This window comes from uncultured Spongiibacter sp. (genome assembly GCF_964011655.1).
Classification (GTDB): Bacteria; Pseudomonadota; Gammaproteobacteria; order Pseudomonadales; family Spongiibacteraceae; genus Spongiibacter; species Spongiibacter marinus.
The window spans coordinates 36,904-49,980 of record NZ_CAXGPO010000019.1 but is presented as its reverse complement, the minus strand read 5'-3'; the positions used below and the strand labels follow the sequence as shown (position 1 = coordinate 49,980).

Here is a 13,077-nt window from a genome sequence, read left to right as displayed (position 1 = left end):
GGCAAGATCGCTTTGAGTAAACCTCCTGTTAATTTGGTAGATGCCTCCATGAGTAAACTCATTCATTGACACTTCAATTTTTTTAAAAAACCGATAAAACGAGCTCTCTTTGGCGGACTCAAGCTTAGTACTAATATCGCCTACAAGAGTTGAAAGTGTTGGACTTGACTTACCCGATATGAATTTTTCAATTGCTTTGTCTGTAGCATAATCTTGAAAGTACCCCCCCCTGACCGCCGCCTCATATTGAGGCCGAAGGAGAGCCGCCGCAGATGCGTAAAACTTGTGGTTTAGTAAGTACATGACAGAAAAAAAGTGCTCTAAAGATAGGTGGTAATACCCATTAAATAGTCTGGACTTAATATCGCCTGGAATGACGATACCTTTCATCTTGAAATCAAGAGATTCCCGAAATATATTTGCTTTTCGCAGCTCGGCTTCAAAGTTCATAATGATTCAGAACCCTACTCTGGGGTGGGGGCGGACAAGTAAGCAGCTAACCGCACTTGATCATTAAGTACGTACATCGTTGTACACGTCTATTGGATCGTTTTGGATCAATGAATCTATAAGTGGAATTGTTGTTATCAGTGCTTCTTCCATATCCGACATTTTAAGCGCGAGAGCGTCTGCGGCGTGAAGCGAAGAATGCGCAGATCTAACTGTATTAAAATACGCGACCGCAGTGTCCATTTGCTCGTCTATGACCCGCAGTCTTTCGTATGAGACATGAAGACAATCTTGCTCTTCGACTGAAAGTAATTCGGGAGCATTATCTAAAATACTTTCGTACGCCGACCTAGGGAAGTGCGTTGATGCGGGGTCAAGTACCCGGCCGTCTGAGAATGCATGCGCTGCTTTAGATAAGATATCTTGGCGATGCGGAATCATCCTTTTAATGGCAATTAATTCACTGTTAAGGGCTGATTTCAGATATCTATTTTTCCGATTCGATTTAAGCCACGATGCCCCTTCCGACAAACTAAAACCAACAGCTACTCCTGCAAGGGTAAAAAGTCCATTTAAGATATTAGATTCCACCTTCACCACCTAACAGTTTATTACAGAGACATATTCCCCCTCACCATTTTGGCCTTCTTATCAAAACAGGGGCGCCAGTATGTATTTGGGAATCGAAGGTAATTCGAATAGAAAGCGGCATTCCAATGCACAATAAACTCTGAAGCGAAGGCTTATTCCCTTATTTCTGACCTACATTCCCTTGCCTTGATCATATATACGCCAGTATACAAATCAACGGTATAAATTCAGGCTCGCTACTCCGCCCCACCCGCATTGCACAGAAAATGCGCCACCGCTGCCTCAGCCACTTCCTCAACGCAGCTATCCATATGGCAGTGATGGTCGCCATCAACATCCAGTGTGCTAAAGGCCTTCGGCCTGGCGTCGCTTAGTGCGAGTATTTCCTGGCCAAAGCCCTGTTTGGCGGCAATAAACAGCAGCGGCGCGTGAATGCCTTGCAGCACGGCCCGCCATTGCTCTGCGGTCAGTTTATGCGGGGAGGCGAGTGCAAGGCGGCGATCGCTGCGCCAATAAAATTTGCCGTCGTCACCCTGATAGGTACCGCGCTCGGCAATGGCACGAGCCGAGCGCTTGCTCATGGGCATTACTTTAATACGCGCGGCGGCGGCGTCTTCCAGGGTATCAAACGCGCGTGGCGGTCGGCCCTTGTTGGAAAACCCGTTTAGATAGCGCTGCAGCTGTTTGGGGAATTCTTCACCCGCTTGCGGGTCGGCCAGCAAGCCGTCGATGCAGACGACCGCGCGAATATTGTCTGGCATAGCCGACGCCAGCAGCGCCGCGATCATCGCGCCGCGTGAGTGGGCCAACAGGCTGTACTGGGACCAGTCGAGTTGTTCGGCCACACCGCAGATAATTCGCAGATCGTCCCAAATGGCGTAGTTACCCGACGGCGGTTTGTGATCGCTATTCCCGTGGCCGGGCAGATCGAGCGCAACAATGCGCAGCGGGTTGCCCTGCTGCTGGAGATACTCGGCAATGGCGGCAAAACTGGCGGCATTGTCCAGCCAACCATGCAGGGCAAGCACTGGAATACCATCGGCCTGGCCCCAGGCTTGCGCGGCTATGTGCAGACCTTCCACCTCAAAGCTGAGCGATTCTGCAGAGACAGTCGTCATAGTACTAGCGGCCATTGTGAGCGTAGTTCGGAAAGTGACGCAGCCATTGCAAGTTGCCACAGCCCGGGGCGAACACCTCGGCGTCAACACGAGCCATACTGGCAGTTTGCAGCCCCCAATAGGATTGTGACTCGCCCTGCCAGTGAGCCAGCGCATTACTGAGTAGTGGGTTGTGCCCCACTAGCAGCAGGCGCTGACCGCGAAACGTCGACAGCATGGTATCGAGGTCTTCGAGTCGGTTATCCGGGGTTAGACAGGCTTTATTGCGCTGGGGTAGCTGCCAATCGGCATTGATAATGGCGGCGCTTTGCTGGGCGCGGCGGTAAGGGCTTACCCAGATTTCCTCGGGGCGCCAATCTTGCTGGCCAAGCCACTGCGCCGCGGCTTCAACTTCGGCAATACCGCGCTCGGTGAGTTCGCGCTCCATATCGGTAGCGGCATCCCACGATGCCGCGCCGTGGCGAATTAAGACTATTTCCATCAGCTTTTCTGCACTGCAAATTCAACGTCGCGGTTTTGCTCCGCCCACATCATATCGCCAATCACTTCTTGCACGGTTTTGCCCTCGTAAATGATGGCGTACAAACCATTGACCAACGGCATGTAAATATCCAGCTGCTGAGATTGCTGCTTGAGCAGCTTGAGGGTATTCACCCCTTCCGCCACCTGCCCCAGCTCAGCGACGACTTCGTTCAGATCCCGCCCCTGCCCCAGCGCATAACCCACGCGGTAGTTGCGGCTCAGTGGCGAGGTACAGGTCACGAACAAATCGCCAACACCGGCCAGGCCCAAAAAGGTTAAGGGGTCAGCGCCCTTTTGCACGGCGTAGCGGCTCATTTCCGCCAAACTGCGGGTAACCAACATGCTGATCGTGTTGTGCCCCACGCCCAGTGCCGCGGCCAAACCCGCGACGATGGCGTAGACATTTTTCAGGGCACCGGCCAGCTCCACCCCGTAGATATCGCTTCCGGCGTATACACGAAAATACGAGCACTGCAGCAGGTCTTGAATACACTGAGTAAGCCGCTCATCTGCGCTGGCGATAACCGTGCCGGTAATTTCCCGAGCTGCCAACTCTTTGGCAAGGTTTGGCCCACTCATCACGCCGATGCTGACGTTGCCCAGCTCTTCTCGCAAAACTTCGCTCATCAGTTCATTGCTGTCGACCTCGATACCCTTGGTCGTGCTGACCACCATAGTGCCGTCGGCTAATAACGGCGCCAGTTGGCGAGCCACATCTCGGCAAGACTTGCTAGGCACGGCAACGAAGACCACGTCGCAGCCCTTTACGGTTTCGGCCAGATCGGTACTGGCGCGCAGGGCGGGGTTCAGGGAAATATCGGGCAGGTAGGCGCTGTTACTGTGCTGCTCGTTCACCTCGGCGACGCGCTCGGCGTTACGCATCCACAGGCACACATCATGGCCGTTATCGGCAACAATATTGGCGATTGCCGTACCGAAACTGCCCCCACCCACTATGGCTACTTTATGCTTGTCCGTCATTGCGGCTCCGCTTGTTGTTTTTCATGCAGTTTATCATTGCGCTGCGGCGATGAAGAACGGCGTCGAAAAAAAAGCGGCGCCGAAGCGCCGCTCTATTCACTGTGGTTCTTGCGCTTACGCTAGGCGCTGAGTTCCAGCAGCAGCTTATTCAGCTTGTTAACGTAGTCCGCAGGGTCTTCCAGCTGCGCGCCCTCGGCCAAATGCGCCTGATTAAAGAGAATGTCGACAAGGTCGGCAAAACGGTCTTCATCGGGCTCTTTGTCCAGTTTTTGCACCAGCGGGTGCTCTGGGTTCAGCTCGAAAATCGGCTTGGACTCGGGCAGCGCCTGGCCAGCGGCTTCAAGAATACGCCGCATCTGCGCGCCCATATCGTGGTCACCCACTACCAGACACGCCGGCGAACTGGTCAGTCGGCTCGTCGCGCGCACCTCTTCAACCTTTTCACCCAGCGCCTTGGCAACGCGCTCAATCAGGTCTTTGTGCTCTTCAGCCAGCTCTTCCTGCGCTTTTTTCTCGTCTTCGTTTTCCAGCTCACCGAGGTCCAGCTGGCCGCGGCCAACATCCTGGAAGGCTTTGCCATCGAACTCAGCGAGGTGATTCATCAGCCAGTCGTCGACGCGATCAGAAAGCAGTAAGACTTCAATACCTTTCTTGCGGAACACTTCCAGGTGAGGGCTGCTGGACGCAGTGCGATGGTTTTCAGCCACCACGTAGTAGATTTTCTCCTGCCCCTCTTTCATACGTGCTACGTAATCTTCCAGCGAGTGCAGCTGTTCGGCCTTGTCATCGTGGGTGGTGGCAAAGCGCAGCAGCTTGGCAATCTTTTCGCGGTTGCTGAAGTCCTCAGCCGGGCCTTCTTTCAATACCTGACCAAAGGCCTTCCAGAACGTTTGGTATTTCTCAGTATCGTTCTTCGCCAGCTTGCCCAACATGTCCAGCACGCGCTTGGTCAGCGCCGTTTTCATTGCATCCACAGCGGGGTCTTGCTGAAGAATTTCGCGCGATACATTGAGCGACAGGTCGTTAGAGTCCACCACACCTTTTACAAAGCGCAGGTACAGCGGCAGGAATTGCTCGGCGTCGTCCATAATGAAGGTGCGCTGCACATAGAGCTTAACGCCCCGCGCCGCGTCGCGGTTCCACATATCCATCGGTGGCTGCGATGGCAGGTATAGCAGGCTGGTGTATTCCAGCTTGCCTTCAACCTTGTTGTGACTCCAGGTGAGCGGCTCAGCAAAGTCGTGGCTCACGTGCTTATAGAAGGCTTGGTATTCGTCGTCCTTCACTTCGTTGCGCGGGCGCGTCCAGAGCGCTGTGGCGGAGTTGATGCTTTCAAACTCTGGCTCGGGGGCTTCTTCACCCTCTTCCGCGGTAACCGTTTTTAGCATTTCTACGGGAATGCTGATGTGGTCAGAGTATTTCTTGATGATGGAACGCAGTCGCCAATCATCGGCAAATTCTTTGTCTTCTTCGCGCAGGTGCAGTACCACCTTGGTACCACGCTCGGCGCGCTCGCAGCTTTCAATGGAGAAGTCGGCTTCGCCAGTCGACTCCCAGTGCACACCTTCCGAGGCATCGGCACCTGCGCGACGGGTGAATACTTCTACGCGCTCAGCAACGATAAAGGCCGAGTAAAAACCCACACCAAACTGACCGATAAGCTGCGAGTCTTTCTTGTTGTCGCCGCTGAGATTTTTCAAAAATTCTGCGGTGCCTGAACGGGCGATCGTGCCGAGGTTGGCCACCACTTCCTCGCGGCTCATACCAATGCCGTTATCGCTAATGCTAACCGTGCCGGCCTCTTTGTCGGCCTCTACACGCACACGAAGATTGGGGTCGTTTTCAAACAGGCTGTCATTGGAAAGCGCTTCAAAGCGCAGCTTGTCAGCCGCATCGGAAGCATTAGAAACCAGCTCGCGAAGGAAGATTTCCTTGTTGCTGTACATGGAGTGGATCATCAGCTGAAGCATTTGCTTCGCTTCGGTTTGAAATCCCAGAGTTTCTTTTTCTGCTGTGGACATGCCTATCACCTGTAAAGCTAATTTATCGTTCGCCCAGCGGGACGTGTAAGCTTTATGGGGACAGGCTGTCCAATTTCAAGACCTTTACAGACGTTCGGGTAAAATACGGCGAACAATATGTGCCACATCCACGCCTTTGGGCAGGCAACCATACACGCCGTGGGGCTGCTGCAAACGCGAAGCGATAAAGGCCTCGGCCACCACAGGGTCGCCATTTTTTAGCAATAGCGCCGCTTGCAGACACAGCGCCATTTGCTCAACCAAGCGGCGGGCGGCGTATTCAACGCCATCGCGATCCGCCAGCGATTGCCGCAGCGCATCGATACTCTGGTCCAGCACTGCCGATTGACCGCGAACCTGCTCCAATTCAGTAAACCAACGCTGCTGAACCTCGGGCGATTTATTAAAGGCGCGCAGCACATCCAGCGCCTGAATATTCCCCGAGCCTTCCCATATCGCATTAATCGGCGCCTCGCGGTACAAACGCGGCATAATGCAATTTTCAATTACGCCGTTGCCGCCGAGGCACTCCATGGCCTCGTAGGCATGGCCGGGTGTGCGTTTGCAGATCCAAAATTTCCCTACCGCGCAACCCAAACGGAGCAGCAGCTTTTCGTCGTCGGTCTTGGCGTCCAGCGCGGCAGCCATGCGCAGGGTCATGGCCAACGATCCCTCCACCTCCAACTGCAGGTCTGCCAGCACATTTTGCATGAGGGGCTGCTCGATTAAGCGCTTGCCAAAGGCTTCACGCTGACTGGCGTGGTGCGCGGCCTGGGCAACGGCTTGGCGCTGGCCCGCGGTAGAGCCCACCATGCAGTCGAAGCGGGTCAAGGCGACCATTTCTATGATGGCGGGAACGCCCCGCCCTTCCTCGCCGACCATCCAACCCTGAGCAGCGCGCATTTCAACCTCTGAGGAGGCGTTTGAAACGTTGCCCATCTTGTTTTTTAGGCGCTGTACAAACAACGAGTTCTTCTCGCCATCCGGTCGCCAGCGCGGCACCAGAAAGCAGCTCAAGCCGCCCGCCGACTGCGCCAGCATTAAAAAGGCGTCGCACATCGGTGCGGATAAAAACCACTTGTGGCCGGTAATTTCGTAGAGTTCACCCGGGCCCTGAGCGCCAACAGCGCGGGCGACCGAGGTGTTGGCACGCACATCACTGCCACCCTGTTTCTCGGTCATACCCATGCCAATGGTGACGGCCTGCTTTTCAAAATAGGGCTTGTTCTCGGGCTCATAGCCCTGCGCCAGCACTTTGGGCAACCATTGCTTGGCGATACTCGGCGTGAGATTCAAGGTGGGCACCGAGGCAAAGGTCATGGTCAACGGGCAGCCGTGTCCGGCTTCAACCTGACTTTGCATATAACTATACGCAGCGCGCTGTGTGTGGGCCTGAGCAATGTCGCCCTGCCAGGGCACCGCGTGAATGCCCTGCTCCAAGGCCATTTTCATCAGCTTGTGATACGAGGGGTGAAAACGCACCTCATCCACGCGATGACCAAAGCGGTCGTGACTGTCGAACTGGGGCTTTTGCTCATTGGCGTCAAAGCCCCAGGCAATCACCTCAGCGCTGCCACAGCGCTGACCATAGTCGCGCAGCGCATCGAGAGCAGCGCCCGGCGCATAGCTGGTCAGCGCCTGCTGCAGGGCGATGTCGTCGTCGAAGAGATTGGTGTTTTCCAGCGCTTGAGATTGGTTGAACACCGAATGGGTATTCACTGTGTTATTGGCGTCATCGCTACTGGGGTTTTGATTCTTCAACGGCTCCATAAGCCCTCCTAGTCTTTCGCCCCCACCGCTCGCAAGCAGAACAGGCAAAGTTCATCAATCATGTCGCTACTGCGCTCGGACTCTGCCAACGGCCCGAGCAAACTTTCTGCCAGTGCACCAACCAGTGCGGGTGCTACCAGCGCCGCTGGTTGTTGGCAAAACTCTCCGCTCTCAACCCCGCGTTTGACTACTTTCGCGAACAGCGCGGTGTAGTCGCGGCGAAAATTAATACGCGCCTCATCCACGGCTGGGTCGACCGGCTCGGCGATCAACGCCCAGGCAAACTGGGGCGCCATAAATGCGCGCTCGGCAAAACAACGCGTGCCAGCGACGATCTGCCCCCTTGCATCGCCAACGCCCTCCAGGGCGTCGGCAACGGCCCGCACTTCGCGGCGGCTGGCATGGGAGAAGACTTCCGTCGCCAGTTGGTCCTTGTTTTTGAAATACCGGTAGACCGACCCCACACTCACCTGCGCATCGGCGGCGAGGGCTTGAATGGTCAGCGCTTTAAAGCCCCCTTCCCTTACCAATGATTCAGCGCTTTTCAGCAGCCGCTCACGCAATTCGGCCTTACGTTTGGCGATGGGTGGCGTTTCTCTGTAAGCCATAACACTGTCTCACCACAAGGAGTGAATCATAGTTCACTTTTTAACACAAGCACGACTTGAAGACGATGCGTCGGATTCAAGCCACAAAATAAGCAGACACAAAAAAGGCGGCCGAAGCCGCCCTCTTAGCGTTACAGCCGAACTTACCAGCCAGTAACTTCTTTCAGTGCATCACCGATTTGAGCCAGTGAGCGCACGGTTTTAACGCCTGCATCTTCAAGTGCAGCAAACTTCTCATCGGCAGTACCTTTACCGCCCGAGATGATGGCGCCAGCGTGGCCCATACGTTTGCCTGGAGGTGCAGTCACACCGGCAATGTAAGAAACCACTGGCTTGCTTACGTTTGCTTTGATGTAGGCTGCCGCCTCTTCTTCTGCAGTTCCACCGATTTCACCGATCATAACGATCGCTTCAGTGCCGGGGTCTTTCTCGAACATTTCCAGAATGTCGATGAAGTTAGAGCCCGGGATCGGGTCACCACCGATACCTACGCAAGTAGATTGGCCGAAACCGTAATCAGTGGTTTGCTTAACCGCTTCATAGGTCAGTGTACCGGAGCGCGATACAATGCCCACTTTACCCGGCAAGTGAATGTGGCCTGGCATGATGCCGATTTTGCACTCGCCCGGAGTGATAACACCTGGGCAGTTAGGGCCAACCAGGCGAACGCCCAGCTCGTCACACTTCACTTTACACTCAAGCATGTCCAGTACGGGGATGTGCTCGGTGATACATACGATCAGCTTGATACCTGCGTTTGCCGCTTCCAGGATGGAGTCTTTGCAGAATGGCGCAGGTACGTAGATAACGGACGCTTCTGCGCCAGTCGCTTCTACAGCTTCTTTAACGGTATTGAACACCGGCAGGCCCAGGTGCTCAGTGCCGCCTTTGCCTGGCGTAACACCGCCAACCATTTTCGTGCCGTAGGCAATCGCTTGCTCAGAGTGGAAGGTACCCTGACCACCGGTGAAACCCTGGCAGATAACCTTGGTGTCTTTATTGATCAGAATAGCCATTATTTACCCTCCGCTGCTTTAACAGCCTGCTGAGCCGCGTCGGTCAGGCTGGTTGCCGCGATGATGTCCAAGCCAGACTCTGACAACAACTTAGAGCCCAGGTCGGCATTGTTACCTTCGAGACGCACAACCACTGGTACGCTCACACCCACTTCTTTCACTGCGCCGATAATACCTTCGGCGATCAGGTCACAGCGTACGATACCACCAAAGATGTTAACCAATACGGCTTTAACGTTGCTGTCTTCGAGGATGATTTTGAAGGCTTCGGTAACGCGCTCTTTGGTCGCGCCGCCACCGACGTCGAGGAAGTTAGCGGGGAAACCGCCGTGCAGGGATACGATGTCCATAGTACCCATTGCCAGGCCAGCACCGTTTACCATGCAACCGATGTTACCGGTCAGGGCAACATAGTTCAGATCCCACTCTGCTGCGCGCGCTTCACGCTCGTCTTCCTGTGAAGGATCGTGCATGGCTTGCAGGTCTTTGTGGCGGTATACCGCGTTGCCGTCGATAACCACTTTGGCGTCCAGGCAGTGCAGGTTGCCTTCAGTGGTGATAACCAGCGGGTTAATTTCCAGCAGCGCCAGATCTTTTTCCTGGAACAGCTTAGCCAGACCCAGGAAGATGTTTACAAACTGCTTAACCTGAGTGGGGTTCAGACCCAGTTGGAAAGCCAGTTCACGGCCCTGGTAAGGCTGAGCGCCAGTCAGGGGATCGATGATTGCTTTGAGAATCTTCTCTGGAGTCTCTTCGGCAACTTTCTCGATTTCAACACCGCCTTCGGTAGAGGCCATGAAGACGATACGGCGAGTACCGCGGTCAAGCACGGCGCCCAGGTACAATTCCTGGTCGATATCGGTGCAAGACTCAACCAGGATTTTAGAAACTGGCTGACCATTTTCGTCTGTTTGGTAGGTAACCAGGTTCTTGCCCAGCCACTGCTCTGCAAACGCCTTAATTTCGTCGGTGCTGCTGACCAGCTTTACGCCACCAGCTTTACCACGGCCACCAGCGTGGACTTGAGCTTTTACAACCCACTTGTCTCCGCCGATTTTTTCAGCCGCAGCAGCGGCCTCTTCCGGGGTATCACAGGCGTAGCCTTTAGACACAGGCAGCCCGTATTCAGCAAACAGTTGTTTGCCTTGGTACTCGTGAAGGTTCATGTTGGATTTACCATCTCGGTCTGTGGAAGTGTTAAGCGGGCAATACGCTGTCAGTGAATGGCCCGCTCCCTCTGCACATTGCGGCACGCCGCAAAATTCGGGTCAGTATTTTCCCGAATTTTGCGAACTACCGCAAATCTATTTGCGCTTCTTGCGATTCGGCATGTGTATGGCGCGGCCGTCGACGGCCAATGCCGCCTCGTGAACCGCTTCCGACAAGGTCGGGTGGCCAAACACTGTCAGGGCGATATCTTCGGCTGAGGAACCGAATTCCATCGCAATAACGATTTGTTGAACAAGGTCGGCGGCGCTCGGGCCAATGATGTGACAGCCCAAAATGCGGTCCGTCTCTTCGTGGGCGAGAATCTTCACCATCCCTGTGGTGTCGTTGGCTGCCAGAGCGCGGCCACTGGCAACGAAGGGGAAACTGCCTGATTTGTAGGGTACACCGTCAGCTTTCAGCTGCTCTTCGGTGGCGCCGACCATAGCAATTTCCGGGTGCGTGTAAATGATGGACGGAATGCAGTCGTAGTTCATGCTGACTTTATGGCCAGCGATGCGCTCGGCGACCATCACGCCCTCTTCCGAACCTTTATGAGCGAGCATCGGGCCGCGCACAATATCGCCCACCGCGTAGATGCCAGGTGCATCGGTTTCGCAGTGGTCGTTGACGAAGATAAAGCCGCGCTCGTCGAGGTTCACACCGCTGTCGGCGGCCAACAGACCATTGCTCAGCGGACGGCGACCCACGCACACGATCAGCTTGTCGAAGGTTTCATCCTTCTCTTCGTCGTTCAGTGTGTAAGACACTTTAACTTTTTTACGGCTGATCTCGGTGTCGGTAACCCGTGCACCCAAACGAATATCCAGCCCCTGCTTTTTGAAGACTTTGGCAGCCTCTTTGGCAATTTGCTGGTCCATGGCCGGCAAGAAGCTATCCAGCGCTTCCAACACCACAACCTCGCTGCCCAAGCGGGCCCATACACTGCCCAATTCCAGGCCGATAACACCCGCGCCGATAACGCCAAGGCGTTTGGGCACAGATTGGAATTCCAGCGCGCCCGTTGAGTCGACAATCACCTCTTGGTCGATAGGCGCCGGTGGAATTTCAACCGGCACTGAACCAGCCGCGATAATGATGTTTTCCGCTTCCAGCGTTGACGTCGAACCATCTTCCGCGGTGACTTCAACCTTCTTACCCGCCAGCACTTTGCCGTAACCTTCGATGGTGGTTACGCCGTTGGCCTTAAACAGGCCGCCGACACCGCCAGTTAGCTGATCGACGATCGCGTCTTTGCGCTTGATCATCTCGGGCACATCGATGCTCACTTTACCGGTAGAAATACCGTGTACATCAAAGGCGTCTTTCGCTTCGTGATATTTGTAGCTGCTATCGAGCAGCGCTTTAGAAGGGATACAGCCAACGTTCAGGCAGGTGCCACCCAGGGCAACCTTGTCCGCCTTGTTGCGGTTTTTCTCAACGCAGGCCGTTTTCAAACCCAGCTGCGCAGCGCGAATAGCGGCTACGTAGCCTGCCGGTCCTGACCCGATTACGACAACATCGTACTTAGACATATTTGTTTCCTGTAATACCTAAACCATGGATTCCATTGACGCTAGCAGCGGCCTTATACCTCAAGCAGAATGCGCGCAGGATCTTCGATAAGGTCCTTAATGGTGACCAGGAACTGCACGGCGTCTTTGCCGTCGATCAAGCGGTGATCGTAAGACAGCGCCAAGTACATCATGGGAAGCACTTCAACCTGACCATTCACAGCCATCGGCCGCTCCTGGATTTTGTGCATACCCAAAATGGCCGTTTGCGGCGGATTCAGAATGGGCGTCGACAACAGCGAACCAAACACACCACCGTTGGTAATGGTGAAGGTTCCACCGGTCATGTCTTCGATACCGAGCTTGCCGTCGCGAGCGCGCAAGCCGAAGTCGCGTACTTTGTCTTCGATCTTGGCCAGGCTCATGTGGTCGGCATCACGCAATACCGGCACTACCAGGCCTTTATCGGTCGAAACCGCCACACCAACATCCTGGTAACCGTGGTAAACGATATCGTCGCCGTCGATCGAGGCATTCACTGCGGGGAAGCGTTTCAGCGCTTCGCAAGCTGCCTTAACGAAGAAACCCATAAAGCCCAGGCGCGTGCCATTGTGGCTCTTTTCAAACAGGTCTTTGTACTGTTTGCGCAGCTCCATTACCGGCTTCATATTGACCTCGTTAAAGGTCGTGAGCATCGCTGTGGTCTGGCTGGCTTCAAGCAGACGCTCGGCAATGCGCTTACGCAGGCGGGTCATCGCCACACGTTTTTCAACGCGCTCACCGGCAGGCACATCCACCTCGGCTGCGGGTGCAGGTGCTGCAGCGGCCGGTTTGGCAGCTGGCGCCTGGTAATTCATCACATCTTCTTTCGTGATCAGGCCACCTTTGCCGGTGCCTTTTACGGCGCTGGCATCAATGCCCTTTTCTTCCAGGGCTTTGCGCGCCGCCGGGCTGATCTTCAGGTCTTCGCTGGCAGCTGGCGCTTGCGCTGCTTCGGGTGCGCTATCCGCTTTGGGGGCTTCCCCTGCCGCGCCCTCTTCAAAAACGGCCACGACTTCGTCACTCAATACCGTGTCGCCTTCATTTTTGATAATTTCCTTCAACACACCGTCGGCTGGTGCAACAACCTCGAGCACGACTTTGTCGGTTTCGATGTCTACCAGCGGCTCGTCGCGGCTTACCGCCTCACCGACTTGTTTATGCCATGTTGCAATAGAGCCATCAGCAACAGATTCTGGAAACGTTGGCGCTTTGATTTCAGTACTCATTTTTCATCCTGT

12 protein-coding genes are annotated in these 13,077 nt (G+C 54.9%); all 12 read right to left on the bottom strand.

The window, feature by feature from the left end:
* On the bottom strand, window positions 1-450 hold a 450-nt coding region (locus tag ABNS66_RS10185), incomplete at its 3' end, for a hypothetical protein (protein WP_286839323.1).
* Between the two features lie 63 nt (window positions 451-513).
* Window positions 514-1,041 (bottom strand): hypothetical protein, encoded by a 528-nt coding sequence (locus ABNS66_RS10180; protein ID WP_286839325.1) that lies wholly within the window; start codon window positions 1,039-1,041, stop codon window positions 514-516.
* A gap of 236 nt (window positions 1,042-1,277) precedes the next feature.
* Entirely contained in the window at window positions 1,278-2,159 is an 882-nt protein-coding gene (locus ABNS66_RS10175) for an alpha/beta hydrolase (protein WP_286839328.1), read from the bottom strand.
* Window positions 2,160-2,163: 4 nt separating this feature from the next.
* A complete protein-coding gene (sixA, locus tag ABNS66_RS10170) occupies window positions 2,164-2,640 on the bottom strand; it encodes a phosphohistidine phosphatase SixA (RefSeq protein WP_204996400.1) in 477 nt (158 codons plus the stop codon).
* The gene (locus ABNS66_RS10165) at window positions 2,640-3,662 is read right to left on the bottom strand and encodes an NAD(P)H-dependent glycerol-3-phosphate dehydrogenase (RefSeq protein ID WP_286839331.1); all 1,023 of its coding nucleotides are present in this window, start codon (window positions 3,660-3,662) and stop codon (window positions 2,640-2,642) included. Before ABNS66_RS10165 ends, sixA begins: the two co-directional genes overlap by 1 nt.
* A gap of 119 nt (window positions 3,663-3,781) precedes the next feature.
* A complete protein-coding gene (htpG, locus tag ABNS66_RS10160; RefSeq protein ID WP_289083497.1) occupies window positions 3,782-5,683 on the bottom strand; it encodes a molecular chaperone HtpG in 1,902 nt (633 codons plus the stop codon).
* A gap of 84 nt (window positions 5,684-5,767) precedes the next feature.
* Window positions 5,768-7,453, bottom strand: coding sequence for an acyl-CoA dehydrogenase family protein (locus ABNS66_RS10155; protein WP_286838392.1), 1,686 nt, complete (start codon window positions 7,451-7,453; stop codon window positions 5,768-5,770).
* A gap of 8 nt (window positions 7,454-7,461) precedes the next feature.
* Entirely contained in the window at window positions 7,462-8,061 is a 600-nt protein-coding gene (locus ABNS66_RS10150; protein WP_286695681.1) for a TetR/AcrR family transcriptional regulator, read from the bottom strand.
* A 143-nt stretch (window positions 8,062-8,204) separates the two neighbouring features.
* Complete coding sequence (gene sucD, locus ABNS66_RS10145) at window positions 8,205-9,077, bottom strand: succinate--CoA ligase subunit alpha (RefSeq protein ID WP_027873845.1); 873 nt, start codon at window positions 9,075-9,077, stop codon at window positions 8,205-8,207.
* The gene (sucC, locus tag ABNS66_RS10140) at window positions 9,077-10,243 is read right to left on the bottom strand and encodes an ADP-forming succinate--CoA ligase subunit beta (protein WP_027873846.1); all 1,167 of its coding nucleotides are present in this window, start codon (window positions 10,241-10,243) and stop codon (window positions 9,077-9,079) included. Before sucC ends, sucD begins: the two co-directional genes overlap by 1 nt.
* 138 nt (window positions 10,244-10,381) lie before the next feature.
* On the bottom strand, window positions 10,382-11,818 hold the full coding sequence (gene lpdA, locus ABNS66_RS10135; RefSeq protein WP_204996394.1) for a dihydrolipoyl dehydrogenase: 1,437 nt from the start codon (window positions 11,816-11,818) through the stop codon (window positions 10,382-10,384).
* A gap of 53 nt (window positions 11,819-11,871) precedes the next feature.
* Window positions 11,872-13,065 (bottom strand): 2-oxoglutarate dehydrogenase complex dihydrolipoyllysine-residue succinyltransferase, encoded by a 1,194-nt coding sequence (gene odhB, locus ABNS66_RS10130; RefSeq protein WP_286838390.1) that lies wholly within the window; start codon window positions 13,063-13,065, stop codon window positions 11,872-11,874.
* Window positions 13,066-13,077: the final 12 nt, after the last annotated feature.

Bases quoted from the DNA above. Each gene is read 5' to 3' on its own strand.
- ABNS66_RS10175 (WP_286839328.1), bottom strand. From the start codon at position 2,159: ATGACGACTGTCTCTGCAGAATCGCTCAGCTTTGAGGTGGAAGGTCTG.
- sucD (WP_027873845.1), bottom strand. From the start codon at position 9,077: ATGGCTATTCTGATCAATAAAGACACCAAGGTTATCTGCCAGGGTTTC.
- sucC (WP_027873846.1), bottom strand. From the start codon at position 10,243: ATGAACCTTCACGAGTACCAAGGCAAACAACTGTTTGCTGAATACGGG.
- sixA (WP_204996400.1), bottom strand. From the start codon at position 2,640: ATGGAAATAGTCTTAATTCGCCACGGCGCGGCATCGTGGGATGCCGCT.
- lpdA (WP_204996394.1), bottom strand. From the start codon at position 11,818: ATGTCTAAGTACGATGTTGTCGTAATCGGGTCAGGACCGGCAGGCTAC.
- ABNS66_RS10165 (WP_286839331.1), bottom strand. From the start codon at position 3,662: ATGACGGACAAGCATAAAGTAGCCATAGTGGGTGGGGGCAGTTTCGGT.
- htpG (WP_289083497.1), bottom strand. From the start codon at position 5,683: ATGTCCACAGCAGAAAAAGAAACTCTGGGATTTCAAACCGAAGCGAAG.
- odhB (WP_286838390.1), bottom strand. From the start codon at position 13,065: ATGAGTACTGAAATCAAAGCGCCAACGTTTCCAGAATCTGTTGCTGAT.
- ABNS66_RS10155 (WP_286838392.1), bottom strand. From the start codon at position 7,453: ATGGAGCCGTTGAAGAATCAAAACCCCAGTAGCGATGACGCCAATAAC.
- ABNS66_RS10150 (WP_286695681.1), bottom strand. From the start codon at position 8,061: ATGGCTTACAGAGAAACGCCACCCATCGCCAAACGTAAGGCCGAATTG.